18 protein-coding genes are annotated in these 23,152 nt (G+C 71.6%); 9 read left to right on the top strand and 9 right to left on the bottom strand.

The genetic code is table 11. From position 1 onward, the window contains the following. The first annotated feature begins 14 nt into the window (after nt 1–14). Together ACWH95_RS10005 and ACWH95_RS10000 are read left to right on the top strand one after the other, a co-directional pair. Complete coding sequence (locus ACWH95_RS10005) at nt 15–1,379, top strand: FAD-binding oxidoreductase (RefSeq protein ID WP_378803485.1); 1,365 nt, start codon at nt 15–17, stop codon at nt 1,377–1,379. Continuing rightward, nucleotides 1,372–1,779, top strand: a complete 408-nt coding sequence (locus tag ACWH95_RS10000; RefSeq protein WP_136030988.1) for an NUDIX hydrolase — start codon at nt 1,372–1,374, stop codon at nt 1,777–1,779. The genes ACWH95_RS10005 and ACWH95_RS10000 overlap by 8 nt, the downstream gene beginning before the upstream one ends. Nucleotides 1,780–1,786: 7 nt before the next feature. On the opposite strand, the gene nagB is transcribed toward ACWH95_RS10000, so the two are convergent. The 5 genes from nagB to ACWH95_RS09975 form a co-directional block, all read right to left on the bottom strand. After that, the gene (gene nagB / locus ACWH95_RS09995; RefSeq protein ID WP_136030990.1) at nt 1,787–2,566 is read right to left on the bottom strand and encodes a glucosamine-6-phosphate deaminase; all 780 of its coding nucleotides are present in this window, start codon (nt 2,564–2,566) and stop codon (nt 1,787–1,789) included. Further along, the gene (locus tag ACWH95_RS09990; protein ID WP_247638478.1) at nt 2,559–3,524 is read right to left on the bottom strand and encodes an ROK family protein; all 966 of its coding nucleotides are present in this window, start codon (nt 3,522–3,524) and stop codon (nt 2,559–2,561) included. Before ACWH95_RS09990 ends, nagB begins: the two co-directional genes overlap by 8 nt. Before the next feature lie 31 nt (nt 3,525–3,555). After that, nucleotides 3,556–4,743, bottom strand: coding sequence for an ROK family transcriptional regulator (locus tag ACWH95_RS09985; protein WP_136030992.1), 1,188 nt, complete (start codon nt 4,741–4,743; stop codon nt 3,556–3,558). A gap of 79 nt (nt 4,744–4,822) precedes the next feature. Then, a complete protein-coding gene (locus ACWH95_RS09980) occupies nt 4,823–8,092 on the bottom strand; it encodes a family 20 glycosylhydrolase (RefSeq protein ID WP_454120595.1) in 3,270 nt (1,089 codons plus the stop codon). Beyond that, nucleotides 8,083–9,300, bottom strand: coding sequence for an alanine racemase (locus ACWH95_RS09975; protein WP_206251629.1), 1,218 nt, complete (start codon nt 9,298–9,300; stop codon nt 8,083–8,085). The genes ACWH95_RS09980 and ACWH95_RS09975 overlap by 10 nt, the downstream gene beginning before the upstream one ends. A gap of 25 nt (nt 9,301–9,325) precedes the next feature. Between ACWH95_RS09975 and ACWH95_RS09970 the strand changes: the two genes are divergently transcribed. Then, a complete protein-coding gene (locus tag ACWH95_RS09970) occupies nt 9,326–9,730 on the top strand; it encodes a RidA family protein (RefSeq protein WP_136030997.1) in 405 nt (134 codons plus the stop codon). A gap of 121 nt (nt 9,731–9,851) precedes the next feature. Continuing rightward, nucleotides 9,852–11,342: a L,D-transpeptidase family protein gene (locus ACWH95_RS09965; RefSeq protein WP_206251630.1), complete on the top strand. Its 1,491-nt coding sequence runs from the start codon at nt 9,852–9,854 to the stop codon at nt 11,340–11,342. 66 nt (nt 11,343–11,408) lie between these two features. On the opposite strand, the gene ACWH95_RS09960 is transcribed toward ACWH95_RS09965, so the two are convergent. After that, nucleotides 11,409–13,628 carry an NADP-dependent isocitrate dehydrogenase gene (locus tag ACWH95_RS09960; protein WP_136044221.1) on the bottom strand — a complete coding sequence of 740 codons (2,220 nt, stop codon included), beginning with the start codon at nt 13,626–13,628 and terminating at the stop codon, nt 11,409–11,411. A 175-nt stretch (nt 13,629–13,803) separates the two neighbouring features. Here ACWH95_RS09960 and ACWH95_RS09955 point away from each other — a divergent pair, with 175 nt between their 5' ends. The 5 genes from ACWH95_RS09955 (at nt 13,804) to ACWH95_RS09935 (ending at nt 18,215) form a co-directional block, all read left to right on the top strand. Further along, nucleotides 13,804–14,262, top strand: coding sequence for a GNAT family N-acetyltransferase (locus tag ACWH95_RS09955; protein WP_136031001.1), 459 nt, complete (start codon nt 13,804–13,806; stop codon nt 14,260–14,262). Between the two features lie 218 nt (nt 14,263–14,480). Further along, a complete protein-coding gene (locus ACWH95_RS09950; protein ID WP_136031003.1) occupies nt 14,481–15,464 on the top strand; it encodes a TauD/TfdA family dioxygenase in 984 nt (327 codons plus the stop codon). Next, the gene (locus ACWH95_RS09945; RefSeq protein ID WP_247981355.1) at nt 15,461–16,486 is read left to right on the top strand and encodes a sugar-transfer associated ATP-grasp domain-containing protein; all 1,026 of its coding nucleotides are present in this window, start codon (nt 15,461–15,463) and stop codon (nt 16,484–16,486) included. The genes ACWH95_RS09950 and ACWH95_RS09945 overlap by 4 nt, the downstream gene beginning before the upstream one ends. An 83-nt stretch (nt 16,487–16,569) precedes the next feature. After that, nucleotides 16,570–17,160, top strand: coding sequence for an alanine racemase C-terminal domain-containing protein (locus ACWH95_RS09940; protein ID WP_136031005.1), 591 nt, complete (start codon nt 16,570–16,572; stop codon nt 17,158–17,160). Then, nucleotides 17,157–18,215 (top strand): alanine racemase, encoded by a 1,059-nt coding sequence (locus ACWH95_RS09935; protein WP_247638473.1) that lies wholly within the window; start codon nt 17,157–17,159, stop codon nt 18,213–18,215. The genes ACWH95_RS09940 and ACWH95_RS09935 overlap by 4 nt, the downstream gene beginning before the upstream one ends. Here the strand turns inward: ACWH95_RS09935 and ACWH95_RS09930 are convergent, their stop codons facing one another. The 3 genes from ACWH95_RS09930 to ACWH95_RS09920 form a co-directional block, all read right to left on the bottom strand. Continuing rightward, nucleotides 18,216–19,028, bottom strand: coding sequence for a hypothetical protein (locus tag ACWH95_RS09930; protein WP_454120594.1), 813 nt, complete (start codon nt 19,026–19,028; stop codon nt 18,216–18,218). A gap of 92 nt (nt 19,029–19,120) precedes the next feature. Continuing rightward, nucleotides 19,121–20,935: an ABC transporter ATP-binding protein gene (locus ACWH95_RS09925; protein ID WP_136031010.1), complete on the bottom strand. Its 1,815-nt coding sequence runs from the start codon at nt 20,933–20,935 to the stop codon at nt 19,121–19,123. Then, on the bottom strand, nt 20,932–22,857 hold the full coding sequence (locus tag ACWH95_RS09920) for an ABC transporter ATP-binding protein (RefSeq protein WP_447652801.1): 1,926 nt from the start codon (nt 22,855–22,857) through the stop codon (nt 20,932–20,934). Before ACWH95_RS09920 ends, ACWH95_RS09925 begins: the two co-directional genes overlap by 4 nt. Nucleotides 22,858–23,152: the final 295 nt, after the last annotated feature.

Genomic DNA, 23,152 nt, shown 5'->3' with positions numbered 1-23,152 from the left:
GTGAGCATCCCGTCGTGAGCGTCGTCCCGCTGCTGCAGCAGGCGCTCGGCGCGCTCGTCGACACCGACGAGGACGCGCTCGAACGGGCGCGCTCCGACCGCTCCGGCCATGCCGCCGCGGGGCGCCCGCTGGCGATCGTGCATGCCGAGCGCGTGGAGCACGTGCAGGAGACCCTGCGCATCGCCTCGGCGACGCGCACGCCCGTGGTGGTCCGCGGCGCCGGCACGGGCCTCGCCGGGGCGGCCAACGCGGGCGAGGGTGAGATCGTGCTGTCGCTGCGACGCATGACGGCGATCCACGAGGTCCGCCCCGACGATCTGCTGGCCGTGGTCGAGCCCGGCATCCTCAACGCCGAGCTCAATGCCCACCTCGCGTCCTTCGGCCTGTGGTGGGCACCCGACCCCGCGAGCCGCGACATCTCGACGGTCGGTGGCAACATCGCCACGGGCGCGGGAGGACTGCTCTGCGCGAAGTACGGCGTCGTGCGGGATGCCGTCCTCGGCGTCGACCTCGTACTGGCCGACGGGCGGCTTCTGCACCTGGGGCATCGCAGCGTCAAGGGCGTCACGGGCCTCGACCTGACGGCTCTCGTCGTGGGTTCGGAGGGCATCCTCGGCGTCGTGGTCGGCGCGACGCTCAAGCTCCGGCGGCTCGTCCCCGGCGAGAGCTGCACTGTGACGGCTCTGTTCCCCGGTGTCCGCGCCGCGGCCGCCGCCTCAGCCGCCGTGACCGCCGCCGGGGTGCAGCCCGCGATCATGGAGCTCATGGACGCCCCGAGCCTCGCGGCCGTGCACGCTCTGCTCGGCCTGCCGGCGCCGACGCCCGGCACGGCGCAGCTGACCATCCAGACCGACGGGCCCGCGGCGGCCGCCGAGGCCGACGCGATCGACGCCATCCTGCGCGCCAACGACGGCGTCACCGAGGTGTCGCACGATCGCGCGGAGGGCGAGCGGCTGCTTGCGATCCGCCGGTCCATGCACGCCGCGATGGCCTCCCTCGGCACCACCCTGATCGAAGACGTCTCCGTGCCGCGGAGCGCCATGCCGGCGATGTTCGACGAGATCGCCCGCATCGAGCGCGAGTACGGTCTCGTGATCCCCACGGTCGCGCACGCGGGGGACGGCAATCTGCACCCGAACTTCGTGTTCGAGGGACCCGAGACCCCGGCACACGTCTGGGCCGCCGCCGATGCGCTGTTCCGCGCGGCGATCCGCCTGGGCGGCACGCTCACGGGCGAGCACGGCATCGGGGTGCTCAAGCGGCGCTGGCTTGCGGAGGAGCTCGGCGACGACCAGTGGCGGCTGCAGCGCGAGATCGCCGCCGTCTTCGATCCGCTCGGGATCCTCAACCCAGGGAAGGTGTTCGTCCCCGATGCCTGACATCCACGTGAGCGCGGCGGTGATCGTCGACGACCAGGGCCGCGTGCTGGTGGTCCGCAAGCACGGCACGACCAGGTTCATGCAGCCTGGAGGCAAGCCGGAGCCGGGCGAGAGCGCCGCGCAGACGCTCATCCGCGAACTGCACGAGGAACTCGGCGTGGCGCTGCGCGAGAGCGACCTCCGTCCGCTCGGACGGTTCGTGTCCGCCGCCGCGAACGAACCGGGTCACCGGGTCGTCGCCGATGCTTTCACCGCAGCGATCGACCCGGCCGGGGTGCGGGTGCAGGCCGAGCTCGCGGAGCTGCGATGGATCACCCCGGAAGACGCGGAGACGCTGCCGCTGGCGCCGCTGAGCGTGGAGCACCTGCTCCCCCTCGCCTGGCCGGCCGCGACCCGGTGAGTCGGGGTCAGATCCCCTGCCAGGCCGGCTTGTTCGCGAACGTGTACCGGTAGTAGTCGGCGAGCTGCAGCCGGGAGGCCGCCGCCTCGTCGACCACGATCGTCGCATGCGGGTGGAGCTGGATCGCCGAGCCGGGCAGCAGGGCCGTCAGCGGACCCTCGACCGCTCCGGCGACCGCCTCCGCCTTGCCCTCGCCGAACGCGAGGAGCACGAGGTGCCTGGCCTGCAGGATCGTGCCCAGACCCTGCGTGATGCAGTGCATGGGGACATCGTCGATCGAGTCGAAGAAGCGGGCGTTGTCCTCGCGCGTCTGCTCGGTGAGGGTCTTCACCCGGGTGCGCGACGCGAAGGAGGAGCCGGGCTCGTTGAAGCCGATGTGCCCGTCGGTGCCGATGCCGAGGATCTGCAGGTCGACGCCGCCCGCCTCCTGGATCGCGGCCTCGTAGTCCTCACCCGCGTGCTGGATGGTCGCCTCCGCGCCGTTGGGCACGTGGATGCGCTGCGGGTCGAGGCCCAGGGGCTCGACGACCTCGCGGGTGATCACGGAGCGGTAGCTCTCGGGGTGGGCGGGGTCGATGCCGACGTACTCGTCGAGGGCGAAGCCGCGCACCCGGGAGACGTCGCGCCCGGCGAGCTGCGCGCGCAGGGCCTGGTAGACCGGCAGCGGCGTGGAGCCCGTGGCCAGGCCGAGGACGGCGTCCGGACGACGGTCGATCAGTTCCACGATCTCGGTGGCGACCAGCGCACCGGCGGCCTCGGGACTCTCGACGATGACGACCTCAGCCATGCGGAACGATCTCCTTCTCAGAAATGGATGCGCCCACCAGAGCGGCGCCGAGTGCGGCGGCGGGGGAACCCGCGGGGAGCAGTTCGATTCTCTCATCCAGGCGCAGAGACCTCGCGAACGGTGACGCCTCGGCGCCGGCGTGCAGTGCGGCCCTGATGCCTTCGTCGAGGCGGCTTCCCATGGCCGTGAGGCCGCCCCCGATCACCACCGTCTCGACGTCGGCCGACAGCACCAGCACGCGGACCGCGGCGGCCGCGCCGAAGAAGAGGTCGTCACGCAGCGCGAGCGCCAGCGGGTCGCCGGCATCGGCGGCGTCGAAGATGTCCCTGACCGGCAGCGCGCCGGGTCGACCCCAGGCCTTGGCGAGTGCGCCGCCGCCGCAGAACGTCTCCACGCAACCGCGCTGTCCGCACCCGCACAGGCGTCCGTGCGGGTCGACCGAGATGTGGCCGACCTCGCCGGCGGTCCCGCGCGATCCTCGCCAGATGCGACCGTCCACGACGATGCCCGCGGCCACACCGGTGCCGAGGTTCAGGTACGCCATCGAACCGCTCACGCCGCTGAGCACGGCGGCTCCGAGCGCCGCCGCCTTCACGTCGTTCTCGACGCGGAACGGCACGCCGAGCGCTCGCTCCGCCCGGTCGGCCAGGTCGAGCGACTCGACCCCGAGGTTGACGGCGTGCACGACGCGCCCCGCGTCCGCATCGACCAGCCCGGGGATGCCCACACCGACGGACCCGACGGCCGACAGCGGGACCCCGGTCTCATCGGCGAGGGCGACGACGGTCGACACGATGCTGTCGACGACGGCGTCCTCGCCCCAGCCCGTGGCGCGGCGCAGGCGTCCGAGGATCTCACCGGCGGGGTCGACGGCGACGGCGTCGATCTTGGTTCCGCCGACATCCAGGCCAACACGAATCGGCCGACCGGGGAGGTCGGCGGCAGCGGTTCCGGTCATCGGATGCCGGTCTCGGTCGTGGTCGCGGAGGTCACGACACCCCCAGCTGCCCGGAGAGCACCATGACCGCGGCTCCGCGGAGCACGATGTCGTCCTGATGCGTGAGCCGCACCATCACGTCTTCGAACACGCCCTCCAGGGTGCGCGCGTGCAGGGTCTCGACCGCGGCGTCGATCAGCGTGCCGTCGAGCAGTTCCGCCGGGCCGGAGAGGACGACTTCGGACAGGTCGAGCGCGGCGACGATCGGGGCGATGGCGATGGCCATGCGCGTGCCGGCGTCGCGCAGGATGTCCTCGCGCGCCGAAGGGTCGGCGTCGAGGGCCTCCCGCATCCGGCTGACGCTGAGCCAGGCCTCCAGGCAGCCGATCTTGCCGCAGGCGCAGCGCGGGCCGCCATCGGTGCCGACGACCACGTGTCCGATCTCCCCCGCGGCGAAGCGACTGCCCAGCAGCGGCTGGCTGCCCGTGATGAGGCCGGCACCCACGCCTCGGCCGATCTTGATGAGCATGAAGTCGGCCTTCGCCTCGCCGAAGGTGTATTCCGCGAGGACAGCGGCGTTCGCGTCGTTGCGCGCGAGGACGGGCAGGTCGAGCTCGGCGCCGAGCTTCGCCTCGAGCGGGAAGTCGGTCCAGCCGAGGTTGGGCGAGCTCAGCACCAGACCGTCCGGTCGCACGACGCCCGGCGTGCCGATGCCGACGCCGAGCACGGGGCGCGTGGCGGCGTCGACGAGGCTCTGTGCGAGCTCGCGGAGGGCGGCGTAGGCGGCCTCCCCGTCCGGGCGCTCCGGGCGAGGCACCTGGCGGCGCTCCAGCACGTCGCCGTCGAGGCTCAGCACGGCTCCCTCGAAAGCGTTCGGACCCGACAGGTCGAGGCCGACGATCTGGTGCCCGGCGCGGTCGATGTCGATGAGGATCGGCGGCTTCCCCGGACCCACCGCCTCGCGGACGCCCATCTCGATCACGATGCCGTCGGCGATGAACTCCGCGACGAGGTCGGAGATCGTGACCCGGGTCAGTCCGGTCTCCCGGGAGAGGTCGGCGCGACTCATCGCTCCGGAGTGGTACAGCGTCTGCAGCACGAGGGCGCGGTTGTGTCCGCGGGCGTGCTCGGGGAGCACCTTGGTGCGCGAGCGCAGGTGCCGCGCGGGCCCGAAGGCGTGCGCGTTCGCGGCGACGAAGTCTGTCGTCGCCGCGGGGCGCTGATCATCCGAAACGGACATGTTTGTTAGTAGACCTTACGAACAAAAATTGCGCAACCTCTGCCCGCGGGGCCGCGGCCAGGGTTACCGAAACGTTACATTACTTTCGAGCCGCGCGGGCCCGTGCCGCAGAACCGTCCAGGAGCCGCTCCACCAGCCCCGCGACGATGGCCTCGCGCGCCTCCACCGTCAGCGGCTTTCCCGGAACGCCGGGGCGGCGCTGATCCGGGGACGGGCCATCCAGCGGACGATACCGCACCCCCGCCGCCGCCAGGCGACGCAGATGCGTCGGAAGCCGCCGCATGAAGTCCGCGAACGGCCGCGGCTCCCCGCCCTCCCACAGCCGCTCGGCGATCGCGGCGAGCCGCGGGAACATCGCGAAGTCCACGCGGTCCCGGCTGGGCAGGTGCTCGCTCCACACGTTCGCCTGACCGCCCACCGCACCGTCCTCGATCCGGAGCGAGTACGCGCGGGCGAGCGGCAGCGGGGGTCCCACCCTGATCGGCTCCTCGGGCGACTCCGACTGCGGATAGTCGAGGTAGACCTCCAGGTCGGGGCACGCCACCACGGGGATCCCGCGGCTCAGTGCCTCCCGCATCGCGACGGGTCCGCGCCACGCGAGGATGCGCACGCCCTCCGGCACCTCGCCCTCCAGCACCTCGTCCCACGCGAGCGCCGTGCGACCCCGCGCGCGCACGTGCGCCACGAAGTGCGCGGTGAACCAGGGCTGCACATCATGCGGCGTCGCCAGGCCCAGCGCGCGCATCCGCTCCGCTGCCGCCTCGCTCTGCGCCCACTCCGTCACGGGCACCTCGTCCCCGCCGATCCCGATCCACTCCGCGTCGAACACGTCGCAGAGGGCATCGATCGCCGCACGGCCGAAGGCCAACGCCGCTTCCGTCGGGGCGAGCGTACGCGCGTTCACGCCGAACCGCTCCCACGGGCCGCTCGCCGGCACGCCCACATCGGTGTTGCCGAGCTCGGGGTACGCGGCCAGCGCGGCCTGGATGTGCCCGGGCAGCTCGACCTCCGGCACCAGGGTCACGCCGCGCTCCGCCGCATAACGGACGAGGTCGCGCAGCTCGTCCGTCGTGTAGAAGCCCTCGTGCACGCCGGGCTCGACCGTGGCCTCGGGCCCGTGCCCGCGCTGGGTGGCCTCCCGTCGCGCGCCGACCTCCGTCAACCGCGGGTAGCCGGGCACTTCGAACCGCCAGCCCTGATCGTCGGTGAGGTGCAGCTGCAGGATGTTCAGGTGGTGCAGCGCCAGCAGGTCGATCAGGCGCCGCACGTGGTCGACCGGGCGGAAGTGCCGCGCCACGTCGAGCATGACGCCGCGCCAGCCGTACGCCGGCGCCCCCTCCCACACACCGGCCGGAAGCAGCACCTCGGCCTGCGCAGGGGCGTCGGGGTCGCGCAGCTGCCGCAGCACGGTGGCGCCGCGGAAGACCCCGAGCGGACTCGCACCGCGGATCTCGACCCCGTCGGCGGACACGGTCACGCGGAACGCCTCGTCCCCCACGCGGCCGGCGCGAGCGGCCGCGGCCCCGAGGGCGTCATCCAGCGTGAGACGGATGCCCTGACCGGTCCCCTGGCCTCCCCCGCCCAGCCAGTCGACGGACGCGGACAGCTCGGGCACCGCGTCGATCGGGGTGTCCGGCCGCCACGCGAACCGAGCCGCCGCGGCATCGACGTGCGCCGCAATCGCCGGCAGGGTCGCCCGGTGCGCGGGCGGCGGCAGGCGCAGGGCCCGTCCGGCGACGGCACCGGTCACGACGCCGTCCAGGACCACGGGCACGCCCGCCACCAGCACCTCGTGGACGCCGATCGGCGGCCGATGCGGCTCCTCGAACGTGGCGCCCGCGGCGACCGTGAGCGGATCGAACAGCACCAGGTCTGCGGTGGCGCCGACGCGGATGATGCCGCGAGGCGCATCGCCGCGGTCGAGTCCCAGACGAGCCGCGGGGTTGCCCGAGAGGTGGCGCACGGCCTCCTCCAGCGTCAGCACCCCGAGCTCGCGCACGTAATGCCCCAGGTAGCGCGCGAACGTGCCGCGGCCGCGAGGGTGCGGACGGGCCCCGATCAGGATGCCGTCACTGCCGCCGGAATGCCGCGGGTGCCGCATGATCGCGCGCACGTTGTCCTCGTCGCCGATGTGCATCAGCACGCCGGTCGCCCCGGCGTCCTCGAGGATCGTGTCGAGCACCACGTCGACGGCCCGCCGCCTCGAGTCGTTCGCGATCTCGGCGACCGTGCGGCCGACGAGGCCCGCGAGAGCCGGATTCGCGGTGCCGGAGATCTGGATGGCCGACCAGTCGGCACGCTCCCCGTGGAAGCCGTCGCAGCCGAGCTCCTCCAGCTCCACGCGGACGGCCTCGCGCCCCTCGGCATCCAGTCCGGCGATGGCGGCCAGCAGGTCGCCCGACGCCGCCAGCCGGCTGGGCAACAGGGCAGAGAGCGTGGTCGCGCCGGGGAGATACGGATAGGTGTCGAGCGTCACGTCGACGCCGTCCGCGATCGCCGCGTCGACGATCTCGAGCAGCTCGTCGGCCCGGCCGCGGTTGGGGGCGAAGTTCATCGTGGCGTGCGTCAGGTGCACCGGGCAACCCGTGCGACGGCCGATCTCGACGGCCTCGCGGTACGCATCCAACGCGGCCGCGCCGTAGCTGCGGGTGTGCGGCGCCCAGTATCCCCCGCGCTCGGCGACCACACGGCACAGGGCCTCGAGCTCCGCGGTGTCGGCGTACATGCCCGGTGTATAGGTCAGGCCGCTCGACATGCCGAACGCCCCCGCGTCCAGAGCCTCGCCGAGCAGCGCGGCCATCGCCTCGATCTCCTCCGCGGTCGCCGCGCGGTTCTCGTGCCCGACCACCATCATCCGGAGGTTCCCCTGCGGAACGAGCACCGCGGCGTTCGCGACCGCGGCGGCGTCGATCTCTGCCAGCAGATCGCTCATCGACCGCCACGGCACCGTGGTGGGCAGGCCGTTCCACCCCGCGATCTGCGCGGGGATCACCGCGGCTGTCGCGTCGTCGAGCGGCGCGTACCCGAGGCCGTCCTGACCGAGCACCTCGCAGGTCACGCCCTGACGGATCTTCGCGTCGTGCGCGGCACCGCTCAGCACCGCGAGGTCGCTGTGCGCATGCATGTCGATGAAGCCGGGCGCGAGCACGAGGCCGGAGGCCTCCACCTCCACGCCGCCCTCGGGCAGCTCGAGCTGCGCGTCCTCCCGTTCGGGCACGACCGCGACGATCCGCGCGCCCTCCACCGCCACGTCGGCCGTGAACCGCGGCGCACCGGAGCCGTCGACGACCGTGGCCGAGCGGTAGACCCTGACCAGCCCGGCCGCTGCCTTCTCCGCACTCAGAAGCACGTCGCCACCGCTCCGATCACTCGAGGGTCGTCCGCGTCGGGATCGTCGATCACCGCGACCACCCGCCACTTGTCGAACGCGGTGCACGGGTGCGAGAGCCCGAGCCGCACGACCTCGCCGACCGCGACCCCGGCGCCGTCCGCGAGCCGCAGGAAAGCATGTTGATCGTTGAGCGCCGTGATCTCGCCCTCGACGCTCTGCGGCACCGGCAGGTCGAGGTCGAACGGCACGTCACGGCGTCCGGCGTCGAGCAGCGCCAGGGCGTCCTCGGGCTGGGAGACCACGCGCGACCAGGCGTGCATGGCCGACCGCAGCGGTGCCGTACCGGTCAGCGGGCCGAAGGGCGACATGCGGGCGTAGAACCCGTCGTCGTGGATCTGGAACGCTCCGGAGCGCAGCACCACGTCGGCTTCGGGAGCGAGCGGCGACAGCACGGCGGCGGCCCGGTCGGGGAAGGAGCTCCCGCCCGCGCTCACGACCGGACGAGGCCCCTCCGGGTAGTCGAGTCGGCCGTGCAGCTCGACCAGGGTGTCCAGGTAGGCGTCGACCGCGGCGACCGACGCCGCGGACCGATCCGGCCCGAACGGCCCCTCGTATCCGGTCACTCCGGCGAGGCGCAGGCCCGGTGCGGCAGTGATCGCGGCGGCGATGCGCTCGCCCTCCTCCACGCTGCGGGCACCCGTGCGTCCGTGCGCGCCGCCCAGCTCCACGAGCACGTCGAGGGGGCGGGCAGCATCGGAGAGGGCATCGGCGAGGATGCGGACGCCGTCGACCGCGTCCGCCCAGCACAGGATCCGCAGGTCGTGGTCGGCGGCGAGGAGCTCGCCGAGGCGACGGGCGGCGGCCGCGTCCGTGACCGCATTGGCGATCAGGACGGTCGGCACTCCGGCGGTCACGGCCACTTCCGCCTGCCAGGGCGTCGCGACGGAGATGCCCCAGGCGCCCGCGTCGAGCAGCCGCTGCCACAGCGCGGGGGCCATCGTGGTCTTGCCGTGCGGGGCCAGGCCCACGCCCTGCTGTGCGGCCCACGCGAACACGGTCTGCTCGTTGTGCGTCAGCGCGTCGGCGTGCACCGTGAGCACCGGCGTGACCAGGTCGGAGAGGTGCAGTCCGGCCTGCCCGACCTCGGAGAGCCGCAGCCCTGCGGCGCGCGCCGGGAACCCCTTCGCCCAGGCGCCGAGAACGGGATCCGGAATTTGTAGAGGCATCTAACAAGGCTACTAGGCTGGCGGCATGACCGCGAAGACACGAGTTTCGACCGACGCCGCCCCCGCCCCCGCCCACACCTTCTCGCAGGGAGTGCGCAAGGGCCCGATCGTGCAGGTCTCCGGCCAGGGCCCGGTCGACCCCGTCACGAACGAGTACCTCCACCCCGGCGATGTCGCGGCACAGACCACCCGCACGCTCGAGAACGTCAAGGCGATCGTCGAGGCGTCCGGCGCCACGTTCGACGACGTCGTGATGCTCCGCGTCTACCTGACCAAGCGCGAGGACTTCCCCATCATGAACGAGGCCTACGGCGCGTTCGTCGAGGCGCACACGACGAGCGGGGTCCTGCCCTCGCGCACCACCGTCTTCACCGGCCTTCCGCGCGAGGAGATGCTCGTCGAGATCGACGGTCTCGCCGTCATCGACTGACCGCGCAGCCGGACGTGTCCGGAGAACGGGGAGGCAGGGTAGCAGACCGTTGCCTCCCCGTTACCTGCCATCCCGTACCATTGAGAGACTGGATGCGTCAGAACCGCGGGGGGTGTAGTTCGTGACCGATGTGATTTCCGTACCGGGCGCTGCGACGGGAGCTCCTGCCGACGACGGCACGCCCACCAGCGTGCTCGCGCCCGCGGATGCGCCCACCGAGACGGTTCCGCCGCACACCGGTGAGCAGCCCCTGGCCTGGGCTCCGATCGAACCGTCTCCCAAGAAGCGCCGCCTCGGCCTGTGGATCGGTCTCGGCGTCGGAGTCGTCCTGCTCGGCGCGGGAGCGGCCTCCGCGATCCTCATCGCACCGGGGACGACCGTCGCGGGCATCCCCGTCGGATGGATGACGCCGGGCGCCGCCGCCGACGCGATCAGCACGCACCTGGCGCAGACGGAGGTCACGCTCACGGGCGAGGGCGACGGCGCGGTCCTCACGGGCGCCGACCTGGGCGCCACGGCCGATGCCACCGCCCTGGCCGATGCCGCCTTCGCCGCCCACCCGCTCTGGAACCTCGGGTCCTGGATGGGAGACCCGGTACCGGCCGACATCACCCTCGACCCCGAGAAGGCCACGGCAGCCCTGCGGGACGCCGTTCCCGCGAGTTTCATCGACCCGGTCGATGCGGGAGTCGTGTTCGACGCCGCGACCGGCGCGTACACGATCACGCCTTCGGAAGCCGGCACCGGCATCGACCTCGGCGACCTCGGCACGGCGTTCGTCGACGCGGTCGGCGACGGTCGCACCTCCTTCGAGTATCCGGGCGGCCCCGCCGAGGCCCTTCCCGCCGTGAGCGACGCCGACGCGACCGCCACGGCGAGCGAACTCAACACCATGCTCGCCACGATCGGCTTCTACGTCGGCGAGGAGCGCACGGTCCCGATCGACCCCGCCACGGCCGCCTCCTGGCTGACCGTCGTAGACGACGAAGGTCAGCTGCGCATCCAGGCCGACCCGCAGGCGATCCAGGCGACCGTCGATGCGCTGCCGGCCGCGGTCGACCGCGCCCCGGTCAATGCGACCGTCATCGTCGACTCGGCCGGCACCGTGCTGCGCGCCGAGCAGGAGGGCGTCACCGGACGCGCGCTGGGCGACACCTCCCAGATCGCGGAGCAGTTCGCGACCCAGCTCGCCGCCGGCGACGGTGTGTTCGCGCTGACCGTCACCGAAACGCCGTTCGAGACGGTCAACCTGTTCCGTCGCATCGACATCGACCTGAGCTCGCAGCGGGCCACGCTGTACGAGAACAATGCGGTCGTGAAGTCGTGGGCCGTCTCGACCGGACTGCCCGGTACGCCGACGCCGACGGGCAACTTCAAGGTCTTCGCCCACACGCGCATGCAGGACATGGGCTGCTACCCCGGCGCCCCGTACTGCACCGAGAACGTCCCGTGGATCACCTGGTTCACCACGAACATCGGCTTCCACGGCACGTACTGGCACAACAACTTCGGCAACCGCATGAGCCACGGCTGCGTGAACCTGCCGATCGACCTCGCGAAGTACGTCTACGACTGGTCGCCCGTGGGCCTCGAGGTCTCCGTCCACAACTGACGCACCTCGGGCCGGCGGATACGAGAAGGGGGCGGATGCCGCAGCATCCGCCCCCTTCTCGTCATCTCAGCGCAGGGCGTCGACGATCTCGTTCAGCGTCGCGGACGGGCGCATGACAGCGGCCACGAGCTTCTCGTCCGGACGGTAGTAGCCGCCGATCTCGGCCGGCTTGCCCTGCACCGCGTTGAGCTCGGAGACGATGGCCTCCTCGTTCGCGGCGAGCTTCTCGGCGACCGGGGCGAATGCCGCGGCGAGCTCCGGGTCCTTCGTCTGCTTCGCCAGCTCCTGCGCCCAGTACAGGCCGAGGTAGAAGTGGCTGCCCCGGTTGTCGATCGTGCCGAGCGCCCGACCGGGCGAACGGTCTTCCTCTAGGAAGGTGCCGGTCGCGGCGTCGAGCGTCTCGGCGAGCACGCGGGCCTTCTCGTTGCCCGTGCGGTCGGCGAAGTGCTCGAGCGAGGCCGCGAGCGCGAAGAACTCGCCCAGCGAGTCCCAGCGCAGGTAGTTCTCCTCGACGAGCTGCTGCACGTGCTTCGGGGCGGAGCCGCCGGCGCCGGTCTCGAACAGCCCGCCGCCCGCGAGCAGCGGGACGATCGAGAGCATCTTGGCGCTCGTTCCGACCTCGAGGATCGGGAACAGGTCGGTCAGGTAGTCGCGCAGCACGTTGCCGGTCACCGAGATGGTGTCCAGGCCATGACGCATGCGGGCGAGCGTGTAGCGCGTCGCCTCCTCCGGCGCGAGGATCGTGATCGTGAGCCCCTTGGTGTCGAGCGTCGCCAGACCCTGGTGCACCTTCGCGATGATCTGCGCGTCGTGCGAGCGGTTGGCGTCGAGCCAGAACACGGCGGGCGCTCCGGTCGCACGGGCGCGAGAGACCGCGAGCTTCACCCAGTCCATGACCGGGATGTGCTTCGTCTGGGTCGCGCGCCAGATGTCGCCCTTGCCGACCTCGTGCTCGATGAGCACGGTGCCCTCGCTGTCGAGCACCTGGACGATGCCGTCCTCCGCGATCTCGAAGGTCTTGTCGTGGCTGCCGTACTCCTCGGCCGCCTGCGCCATGAGCCCGACGTTCGGGACGGTGCCGATCGTGGCCGGGTCGAGCGGGCCGTTCGCGATCACGTCGTCGATGACCGCCTGGTAGACGCTGGCGTAGGAGGAGTCGGGGATCACGGCGATCGTGTCGGCCTCCTCGCCGTCCTTGCCCCACAGCTTCCCGCCGTTGCGGACCAGCGCGGGCATGGACGCGTCGACGATGACATCGCTCGGCACGTGGAGGTTCGTGATCCCCTTGTCGGAGTTCACGTACGACAGGCGCGGCCCCTCGGCGATGGCCTTGTCGAACGCGGCGGCGATCTCGTCGCCGTTCGCGACGTCGGCCAGCCCCGCGAGGATCGAGCCGAGGCCGTCGTTCGCGCTGAGTCCGGCTTCGGCCAGCTGCGTGCCGTACTGGTCGAAGACGTCCTTGAAGAACGCCTTCACGACGTGGCCGAAGATGATCGGGTCGCTGACCTTCATCATGGTGGCCTTGAGGTGCACCGAGTACAGCACGTCGTCCGCCTTGGCGGCCTCGAGCGTCTCGGCGAGGAAGGCGTCGAGCTCCTTCGCGGACAGGAAGGTGGCGTCGATGATCTCGCGCGGGAGGACCTTGAGGCCTTCCTTCAGGATCGTGACGGTGCCGTCCTTCGCGGTGTGACGGAACGAGAGGACGTCGTCGTGGGCGGCGACCCACGAGCGCTCGTTGTGCTTGAAGTCGTCGTGACCGAGCGTGGCCACACGAGTCTTCGACCCCTCCGCGAACGGCTTGTTGCGGTGCGGGTGCTTCTTGGCGTAGTTCTTCACGGCCAGCGGGGCCCGGCGGTCGCTGTTGCCCTCGCGCAGCACCGGGTTCACCGCGGAACCCTTGATGCGGTCGTACCGCGCCCGCACGTCCTTCTCCTCGAGCGACGTGGGCTCGTCGGGGAAGTCGGGGATGTCGTATCCCTGCTGCTGCAGCTCGGCGATGGCGGCCTTGAGCTGCGGGATCGACGCCGAGATGTTCGGCAGCTTGATGATGTTGGCCTCGGGAAGAGTGGCCAGGCCACCCAGCTCGGCCAGCGCGTCGCCGACCTGCTGCTCCGGCGCGAGCTTCTGCGGGAAGGCGGCGAGGATACGGCCGGCCAGGGAGATGTCCCGCGTCTCGACCTCGATGCCCGCCTGGCCGGTGTAGGCCTGGATGATGGGCAGGAACGAGGCGGTGGCCAGTGCCGGTGCCTCGTCGGTGTACGTGTAGATGATGGCGTCGTCGGTCACCGGGAGGTTCTCCGTTCACGGGGCGATTTGTCTCGATACCAAGATACCCCGAGCGCGCTCGACGCCCCGCCCGCCCGCTGGACGCCTCCCGCCGACGATGTGCGCCCGCCTCCCCCGGTCCGAAAATGTTCAGCCGGGACGTGTCGAGTCCGCCGGGAGGGGCTAGCCTGGGGGCATGTCCGAACTGCGCATGGTCGAACTCTCCGCTGCGACGATCGTCGCCGTGAACAACCTGTCGCTCAAGCCCGGACAGGAGCAGTTCCTCGCTCCGGTGTCGTACGGCATCGCGGCAACCGTGATCAACCCGCAGACGTCGTGGCAGCGCGTCATCCTCGACCGCAACGAGGTCGTCGGCTTCGTCAGCGCGAACTTCGACGACGAGGCCCCCGAGGAGCACTTCCGCTCCGTGCTGTGGCGCATCAACGTCGACGCCGACGACCAGGGCCGCGGGGTCGGTCGCTTCGCGGTCGAGAGCCTCATCGAGGAGGCCCGCCGCCGCGGCGTCGACCACGTCAACGTCATCTACGAGGCGGGCGAGGAGGGGCCGGAGGCCTTCTTCCGTCGCGTCGGCTTCACCCCGGTCGGCGAGACGGCCTACGGCGAGGTCATCGCCGAGATCCGCGTCGAGCCCTGAGACCGGCGGCGGGGTCTCGAATCCCCTCCCCCATCGAGACCCCGTCGCCCCCGGCTGAGCCACCTCCCGTAGCGACTCAGCCGCTCCTAAGTAACGTGTTACCTCTTAGTTGGTATCGTTGTCGTGCCGCAGCTGCGGCCCCCCTCGAAGAAAGCGATACCCATGCTCACCATGCCTCTCTGCCTCTGCGCGCCCATCGAGACGACGGGAGCGACGCGATGATCACGCACGCCCTCGCTCCCGCGGCACTCGACGCCCTTTCCGCCCTCGCCGTGGGGCGCCGCGGCATCTACCGCGACGACGCGGCCTTCGACGACCTGCTGGCGTCGGCGACCGCCGCACTCGCCGCAGAGGACCCCGACACCGTCGCGGTGATCCGGCGCTTCGCGGCCGCCGACGTCCCCGACGGCGCAGTCCTCTTCACCGGCTTCACCGTGGACCAGGAGCAGATGGGGCGCACCCCGGAGGGGTGGCAGCTCGAGTTCCAGAATCAGGACCGGGACCCCGTCACGGAGGCCACACTGCTCGCCCTCGCCGGAACCGCGGGGGAGATCTTCGCGTTCGCGCGCCAGCACGCCGGCGCCCAGATCCAGAACGTCGCACCGGTGAAGGGCCACGAATACGACGCGGTCGGCACGGGCAGCCGCGGCTTGCTCGACTGGCACACGGAGGACGCGTTCGACGACGCCCACCCGCACTACGTGGGCCTGCTGTGCGTGCGCGGCGATGTGAACGCCGACACGGCCCTCGCTCCGATCGACCGCGTGGTCCTGAGCCCGGAAGACGAGCGGATCCTGCGCGAGCCCCGATTCCTGCACGGCATCGACAAGGCATCGGGCGGCACGGGACGCCCCGAGGACGGGGTCCGTGGACCGGTCCTGTACGGCGAGGACGGCGAGCGCTTCGTGCGCGTGGACATGGACTGCGCGGCCGCCGTCGAGGGCGACGAGGAGGCGGCCGCCGCGCTGCGGCGCTTCCACGACGCGGCGGACGCCGCCCGTATCGCCGTGAATCTGAAGGCGGGCGACCTGCTGCTGTTCGACAACCGCCGCGTGCTCCACGCCCGGACCAGCTTCGAACCGCGCTACGACGGCACCGACCGCTGGCTCCAGCGCGTCATCATCACGGGTGACCCCGGCGCGTCGGCCGGACGCCGCACCCGTCGCCCCCGCGTCGTCGAGAACGACCCCGCCGGGCAGTGAGCTCGACCGTTCACGCCGGCGTGATCCGCCTCCGCTATCTGCTGGGTCGCGCACGGCGCATCGACGTGGGTTCGTTGATGCGCCGTGCGCGTGCGGTGGCGGCGCACCATGATCAGCGCACGGTTGCGGTGCTCGTCGACATGCTCAGGGAGGCGGCCTTCCACCAGGTCGGCTTCCAGGACTACGTCGACTACGACTTCGCGATGCTCACGGCGGCGGAGCGCCGCACCATGATGACGCATCCGCTGTCGAATCGGCTGTCCTACCTGTTCGACCACGCCGACTACCGGCACATCTTCCACGACAAGTGGGAGTTCGTGCGCGTGTTCTCTGATCTGTTGGGGCGGGAGTGGATGCTGCTGGACAACGACAATGCGGACGCTCTGCGCTCGTTCGCGGACCGGCACCAGACGCTGATCACCAAGCAGCAGCTCGGGCGCTCCGGCCATGCGATCCACCGGTACCACGGCGCAGACGTCTCCGACTGGGACGCGTTCCACCACCGGCTGATGGAGAACGGCGAGCTGCTCGTCGAGGAGAACATCGTGCAGCACGACGCGCTGTCGGCGGTGTGCCCGGGGACCGTCAACTCCACGCGCATCACGGCGTTCTTCGACGGCCATCGGACGCATATCCTGTCCATCGCCCAGAAGTTCGGTCGCGGCCAGGCCGCCGACCAGATGGACTGGGGCGGCTTCTACACCATGCTCGACGCGGACACCGGGCGCGCCCTCGGCGACGGCTACGACTCGCACGGCAACGTCCACCGATTCCATCCCGACACGGGCTACCGGATCGCCGATTTCCAGTTGCCGCTGTACGACGAGGTGATCGCGCTGATCGACCGGGCTGCCCGCCGCGTGCCGCAGGTGCAGTACGTCGGATGGGACGTGGCGGTCACCCCGACGGGTCCCGTGATCATCGAGGGGAACTGGGGCACGGGAGTGTACGAGGTGAAGCCGAGCGTGCTCGGCATCCGCACCGGCCACCGGCCCCGGTTCCAGAAGGCGATGGGATTCTGAACGCCCTGATCCGTGCCCGCCTCTCCCGCGCCGCGCTCGCCTCGAACGCGCACCGTCAGGCGGCCGCGAGCATCGGCGTCCCGGTGATCGACCTGCGCCGGGACGCGTGGGGACACGGCCTGACCTGGGTCGCGGGGATCGCGCACGACGCCGGTATCCGCCACGCGATCTTCGACGCCTCGGCCGGGCGCAGCGCGGCCCGGTCGGGCCTGACCCCGTGCGACGAGCCGGCGACGATCGATCCCGCGCGCCTGTTCGGCTGGCCCGGTGCGGACACGGAGCCCGTGATGCGCGTCGCCGGGCGCGTCCTCTCCACCAAGGAGCTGCGGGCGGGCGAAGGGGTGTCGTACAACCACACGCACCATGCGGGCACCGACACCCGTGTGGCGCTCGTGACCGGCGGGTTCGGCCACGGCATCCCCCGGGCGCTCGGGAACGAGGCCGACGTCGAGATCCGCGGCCGGCTGTTCCCGATCATCGGACGGGTGGCGATGGACGTGTGCGTCGTCGACATCGGTCACGCGCCGATCCGGCACGGTGAGGAGGTCGTGTACTTCGGCGGGCCCGGTCCCGCGCGGCACGCACTGGCCGACTGGACCCGCATCACCGGCTGGACGGCCGCCGAGCTCGTGTGCGCGCTCGGGCTGCGCGCCGCGCGAGAGGAGACACCATGACCCTCCCCCGACTGGTCGTGGATCTGCGCCGACTGCGCGCCAACATCCGCGAACTGCAGCGCCGGAGCGCGCCCGCCGAGGTCATGATGATCGTGAAGTGCGACGCGTACGGACACGGGCTCGAACGGGTCGTCACGGCTGCGGCCGCCGAAGGGGTGCGCTGGTTCGGGGCGTTCGACAGCGCCACCGCGGTGCGCGCGCGCGCCGCCGCCGGCCCCGACGCGCGGGTCTTCGCGTGGGTGACCATGACCCGGAGCGAGATCGCGGCGGCGGTGCGCGCGGGCGTCACCCTCGGGGTGGGTGACGCCGACTACCTGGAACGTATCGTCGAGGTGAATCAGCGTCGCCCGCAGCCCGTGCACCTCAAGATCGACACGGGTCTGCATCGCAGCGGGATCCGCCCCGAGCAGTGGACCGAGGTGGTCCGGCGGGCGGCGGAGCTGGAGGCCGCGGGAGCGATCAGGGTCGAGGGCATCTGGAGCCACATCGCCGAGGTGAGCGACCGCGACGACGACCTGGCGCGAGCCGCGTTCCGGGAGGCGGTGCAGCGGGCGGAGGCGCTGGGCCTCACGCCGACCGTGCGGCATCTGGCTGCCAGCGCCGCGGGGGCCGCCCGCTCCGAGTTCCGCTTCGACCTGGTGCGCTTCGGGGCCTTCGCGTACGGGATCCGGTCGGTGGGAGCGCCGCCGCCGGACGACATCGCCCTCGCCTCCACGCTGCTCGCCCCGGTGATCCGCGTGGACGCCGAGGCCGTCACGATCGGGATCGGCAGTCTCGACGGCCTCCCCTCGACCCTCGCCGGCTGCTTCGAAGTCGGGACGGCCGCCGGGGCCAGACGCGTGCTGCGGATCGGGCCGACCGAGAGCGTGGTGCGCCCCTGGCCGCGGGCGGCGATCGGCGAGGAGGTGGCCGTGTGGGGGCCGGGCGCCCGCGGGGAGCTCGACGCGACGAGCCTGGCCGAACTCATCGGCACGGTCGGTGAAGAGCTCCTGGTGCGGCTCTCCCCGCTGATCACGCGCGAGTACCGAGCCGGGCGTCGACCCGGTGCGGGCTGATCAGGCGTCGTCGTCCGACCGGGGGCGGCTGCGGCGGCTGCTCCACGCGGCCAGTGCCGAGGCGGCGGCTCCCGCGGCGCGGTCGATCGCCTCGACCGAGCGGTTCACCATGTCGTGCGCGGCGTCCTGCCACGCGGGAGTGGTCGGCGCCTCCCCCGCGTGCACCCTGGCCGCATGCTCCGCCGCCTCGAACGCGCGCTCCAGCTCCGCGACCGCGTCGCGGTAGACGGCGAACTCCGCCGCCGTGATCCGCCCCGTGGTGCCGCGGCGCGCCTCCACCGCCGTGCCCGCGGCACGCAGGTAGGCGGCGGTCTCCGGGCGCTTGACGTCGGTCATCGCCGGATACGCGATCTGCAGCGCAGGGTCGGTCTCGTACCGCATCCACCGGGCCGTGACCGCGTCGTGCTCGGCGTACAGCCGCTCCAGCGGCCGCGGCGCCGAGCCGGCCGGGATCGCCGCACGGGCCGCGTTCACCCGCACCCGCCGAGCCCGCACCTCCGCCGACGCCGCGCGTGCGTCGCGCTCCCGCTCCCGCAGCATCCGTCGCGCGCCCGCGACCTGCTCGGCCGTGGCCCGCTGCGCGGCGCGCTCCGCCGTGACCCTCGCGAGATCGGCGCGCGCGATCTTCAGCGTCGTGCGCCGAGCGACCGCCGTCTGCTGCGCGATCCGCAGATCGTGTCGGGCCGCGTCGTACTCGAGCCGCCGCCCGCTCCGTGTGCTGCGGCGGCGCAGGCCGATCGCACCAGCGGTCGCGCCGGCGGCGGCGGTCGGCGCGATCCACCACCACTCGGCGAGGAGCAGCACGGGGTCCATTCCTCGATGCTACCGACCCGTACCGACGGCGGCGATGCGCCGAGGGCCCGGCCTCCACGGGGAGACCGGGCCCTCCGCGCCCGCGGACGCCGTCAGACGAGCGTCTCCTGCCACGCGGCATGCAGCTGCGCGAACTTGCCGGAGCCGCCGATGAGCGCCTCCGGGGTGTCGTCCTCGATGATGCGGCCGTGCTCCATCACGAGCACCCGGTCGGCGATCGCGACCGTCGACAGCCGGTGCGCGATGATGATCGCCGTCCGGTCAGCGAGCAGCGTCTGCAGCGCGTCCTGGATCAGCCGCTCCGACGGGATGTCGAGCGAGGCGGTGGCCTCGTCGAGGATGAGCACCGCCGGGTCGGCGAGGAAGGCGCGCGCGAACGAGATCAGCTGTCGCTGCCCCGCCGAGACGCGCCCACCGCGCTTGTTCACGTCGGTGTTGTAGCCGTCGGGCAGCGCCGAGATGAAGCCGTCGGCGCCCACCGCGCGGGCGGCGGCCTTGATCTCGTCGAGCGAGGCGTCCGGCTTGCCCAGGGCGATGTTGTCCGCGACCGTCCCGCTGAACAGGTACGCCTCCTGCGTGACCATCACGATCGCACGACGGAGGTCCTTCGGGTGCAGCGAGCGCAGGTCGACGCCGTCGAGGGTCACCCGACCCTCCGAGGGGTCGTAGAAGCGCGAGATGAGCTTGGCCAGCGTCGACTTGCCCGCACCGGTCGTCCCCACGAGGGCGATCGTCTGCCCGGCCGGGATGTCGAGCGAGAAGTTCGGGAGGATCGTCTTCTCGCCGTTGTACCCGAACGTGACCTCGTCGAACTCGACGTGTCCGCGCGACTCCCACAGGTCCACCGGCTTCTCGGGGTCGGGCACCGTCGGCACCTCCTCGAGCACGCCGGACACCTTCTCCAGCGCCGCGGTCGCGGACTGGTAGGAGTTCAGGAACATCGCGATCTCCTGCATCGGCGCGAAGAAGTTGCGCACGTACAGCACGGCGGACAGCAGCACGCCGACCGTGAGGGCCCCCGTCGACACCCGGATGCCGCCCCACAGCACGACGATCCCGAGCACCAGAGCCGCGACGCCCATGAGCCCCGGCTCGAACGTGCCGAACAGCAGCATCGAGCGGCGGTTCACGTCGCGATAGTCGCCGGCGACCTGCTGGAACGCCTCGTCGTTGCGCGGCTCCTTGCGGAAGGCCTTCACCGCGCGGATGCCGGTCATGGTCTCCACGAACTGCACGATGACCTTGGCGCTGATCACGCGCGACTCGCGGTACACCAGCTGCGAGCGCGAGTAGAACCAGCGCATCAGGAAGAACAGCGGCACCCCGCCGAGCGCGAGGATGAGGCCGGACTGCCAGTCCCACACGCACAGCGCGATGAAGGTGAACAGCCCGAACAGCACGCCCGACACGAGCTCGTTCAGGCCGCCGTCCAGCAGCTCCCTGATCGAGTCGAGGTCGCTCGTCTGTCGCGAGATGATGCGCCCCGAGGTATACGACTCGTGGAACTCCAGGCTCAGCCGCTGGGTGTGCAGGAAGATGCGCTTGCGCAGATCGAGCAGGATCGCCTGCGTCAGCTTCGCCGCGATGATCACGTACCAGGCGATCAGGGCGGCCGCGAGCGCACCGGCCAGCAGGTAGATCCCGCCCACCACGAACGTCGGCATCCAGTCGGCGTTCTCGATCACGGCCGGCAGTGCACGGTCGAGCCCGATGCTGATCAGGATCGGACCGGCGACCTGCAGCGCCGTCGAGATCACGAGCACCACCGCGGCGAGCACGATCTGCGGCTTGAGCGGCCGCACGAGCGAGCCGAGCAGGCGCAGCGACCGCTTGCGGATCGCCCTGCTCTCCTCGCGGGTCAGGCGGGAACGGTCCTCGTCCTGGGTGCCGGTGAGGGTGGAGCTCATCGCTGCACCTCCTTCTCGCTCATCAGATCGTCGTCGGCGGCGTCCTCCCGGAGGCCGTCCTGCACCGCATCGTGGATCTCCGCCTCGGTGTCGCGGATGACCGGGATCGCGCCGGTGCGCGCCGCCTCCTCGGCCTCCAGGCTCGAGATGACGTGACGGTAGTGGCGGCTGGTCTTCAGAAGCTCCGCGTGCGTGCCGACCGCGGTGACCCTGCCGGCCTCCAGCAGCGCGACCCGATCGGCCAGGGCGACCGTCGACGGGCGGTGCGCCACGATCAGCGCCGTGGTGTCGGCCAGCACGTGCCGCAGGGCCTCCTCCACCAGGGCCTCGGTGTCGACGTCGAGCGCCGACAGCGGGTCGTCGAGCACGAGGACCTTGGGCGCGGCGGCGACGGCACGCGCGAGCGCCAGACGCTGCCGCTGCCCGCCGGACAGGCTCAGGCCCTCCTCGCCGATCACCGTCTCGACCCCCTCCGGCAGCGTGTCGACGAACGACGCCTGGGCGACGTCGAGGGCCTCGCGCAGCACACGCTCCCCCTCGTCGCTGTGCATGTCGAGGTCGGCGCGTCCGAGCAGCACGTTCTCGCGCACCGACGCCGAGAACAGCGTCGCGTCCTCGAACGCCATCGCGATGTGCCGACGCAGCTCCGCGAGCGGCAGGTCGCGCACATCGACGCCGTCGAGAGTGACCCGTCCGCCCGTCACGTCGTACAGCCGCGTGGGGAGCGTCGTGAGCGTGGTCTTGCCGCTTCCGGTCAGACCGACGAGCGCCATGGTCTCGCCGGGCCGCAGCACGAGGTCGATGCCGTCGAGCAGGTCGCGCTCCTCGGCACCCGCGTCCTGGTAGCGGAAGTGCGCGCTCTCGAACGCGAGCTCGCCCCGCGGCTCGTCGATGTGCACCGGGTGCTCCGGGTCCGTGATGGTGTTGGTCTCGGAGAAGATCTCGAACACGCGGTCGGTCGCCGTGCGGGCGTCGAGCATGAACGAGAACAGGAAGCCGATCGACTCGATGGGCCAGCGCAGCACCACCGCCATCGCGAAGAAGGCGAACAGCTCCGCCTCGGTGATCGCACCCTGCGAGATCAGCCAGATACCCGACATCAGGCTCAGGCCGAACGCGATCTGCGGCATCAGGTCGAGCCAGAACCAGATGGACGCGATCGCGCCGGCCTTGCTCATCTCGGTCTCGCGCAGCGTCTCCGCCTGACGGCTGAAGCGACGCAGGGCGTGCTTGCCGCGGCCGAACGCCTTCAGCACGCGGATGCCGTGCACGCTCTCCTCGACGCTCGTGGCGAGGTCGCCCGCCTGGTCCTGACTGCGGCGGGTGAGGGCGCCGTAGCGCTTCTCGAACAGGTAGCCGCGGATCCACAGCGGGATCGCGGTCACCAGGAAGATCGTGCCCAGCAGCCAGTGCCAGCGGAACAGCAGCACCGAGCCGATGATGATCGTGAGCACGTTGACCACGAGCAGCACGAGGCCGAACGCGAGCCAGCGGCGGATGAGACCGATGTCCTGCATCATGCGGCTCAGCAGCTGTCCCGACTGCCAGCGGTCATGGAACGCGACCGGCAGCGTCTGCAGCCGCGAGTACAGCTCCGTGCGCATCGTGTACTCGACCTGCGTGGCGGGGAACAGCACGAACTGACGGCGGAGCCACACCATGAGCGCCTCGCCGAGCGCCAGGGCGAACACGGCGGCCGCGCCCCACACGATCGCATCGATGTGACCGGAGCGGACCGGTCCGCCGATGATCTGCTCGAGCACGATCGGGATCATCAACGCGATGAGAGCGGCGGCGAGCGCGCTCGCGGCCCCTCCGGCGAGACGCCAGACGACCGGCTTCACGAAGGGCTTGAGCCGCCACAGCGCGGCGGGGGTGGACAGGGTGGACGACGGATTGTGCGCGGAAGACGAGGAAGACATGTCTCTCAGAGGAGTCGAGGCGAAACGAAGAGGAAGAGGGACGGATGCGAGAGCGGGCTCCTGGAGCCCGGCATCCGGTGCAGAACGGGGGCGGCGGCTCTAGGAGAGCGGGCGCACCGGGGTCGAGCCGAGAGTGGCGATCTGCGCGGCGGCGATCGTGGTCATGGTGTCCTCCTCATGGGCTCGGCGAGGTCGTCCGGTTGGCGCGACAGCCCATCAGCCTATTGCTGTGAACCAGCTGGGCGCAAGAGGAATTCCCGCGGCAGCCGAAAGCCCCGTCCCGCGCGGAGACGGG

The organism is Microbacterium sp. NPDC055502 (assembly GCF_053643635.1).
The sequence above is the reverse complement of the archived record's forward strand: the minus strand, read 5'-3'. Positions and strand labels throughout refer to the sequence as shown.

Bases quoted from the DNA above. Each gene is read 5' to 3' on its own strand.
- ACWH95_RS09930 (WP_454120594.1), bottom strand. From the start codon at position 19,028: ATGGACCCCGTGCTGCTCCTCGCCGAGTGGTGGTGGATCGCGCCGACC.
- ACWH95_RS09975 (WP_206251629.1), bottom strand. From the start codon at position 9,300: ATGCCTCTACAAATTCCGGATCCCGTTCTCGGCGCCTGGGCGAAGGGG.
- ACWH95_RS09935 (WP_247638473.1), top strand. From the start codon at position 17,157: ATGACCCTCCCCCGACTGGTCGTGGATCTGCGCCGACTGCGCGCCAAC.
- nagB (WP_136030990.1), bottom strand. From the start codon at position 2,566: ATGGCTGAGGTCGTCATCGTCGAGAGTCCCGAGGCCGCCGGTGCGCTG.
- ACWH95_RS09990 (WP_247638478.1), bottom strand. From the start codon at position 3,524: ATGACCGGAACCGCTGCCGCCGACCTCCCCGGTCGGCCGATTCGTGTT.
- ACWH95_RS09920 (WP_447652801.1), bottom strand. From the start codon at position 22,857: ATGTCTTCCTCGTCTTCCGCGCACAATCCGTCGTCCACCCTGTCCACC.
- ACWH95_RS10000 (WP_136030988.1), top strand. From the start codon at position 1,372: ATGCCTGACATCCACGTGAGCGCGGCGGTGATCGTCGACGACCAGGGC.
- ACWH95_RS09955 (WP_136031001.1), top strand. From the start codon at position 13,804: ATGTCCGAACTGCGCATGGTCGAACTCTCCGCTGCGACGATCGTCGCC.
- ACWH95_RS09985 (WP_136030992.1), bottom strand. From the start codon at position 4,743: ATGTCCGTTTCGGATGATCAGCGCCCCGCGGCGACGACAGACTTCGTC.
- ACWH95_RS09970 (WP_136030997.1), top strand. From the start codon at position 9,326: ATGACCGCGAAGACACGAGTTTCGACCGACGCCGCCCCCGCCCCCGCC.
- ACWH95_RS09950 (WP_136031003.1), top strand. From the start codon at position 14,481: ATGATCACGCACGCCCTCGCTCCCGCGGCACTCGACGCCCTTTCCGCC.
- ACWH95_RS09925 (WP_136031010.1), bottom strand. From the start codon at position 20,935: ATGAGCTCCACCCTCACCGGCACCCAGGACGAGGACCGTTCCCGCCTG.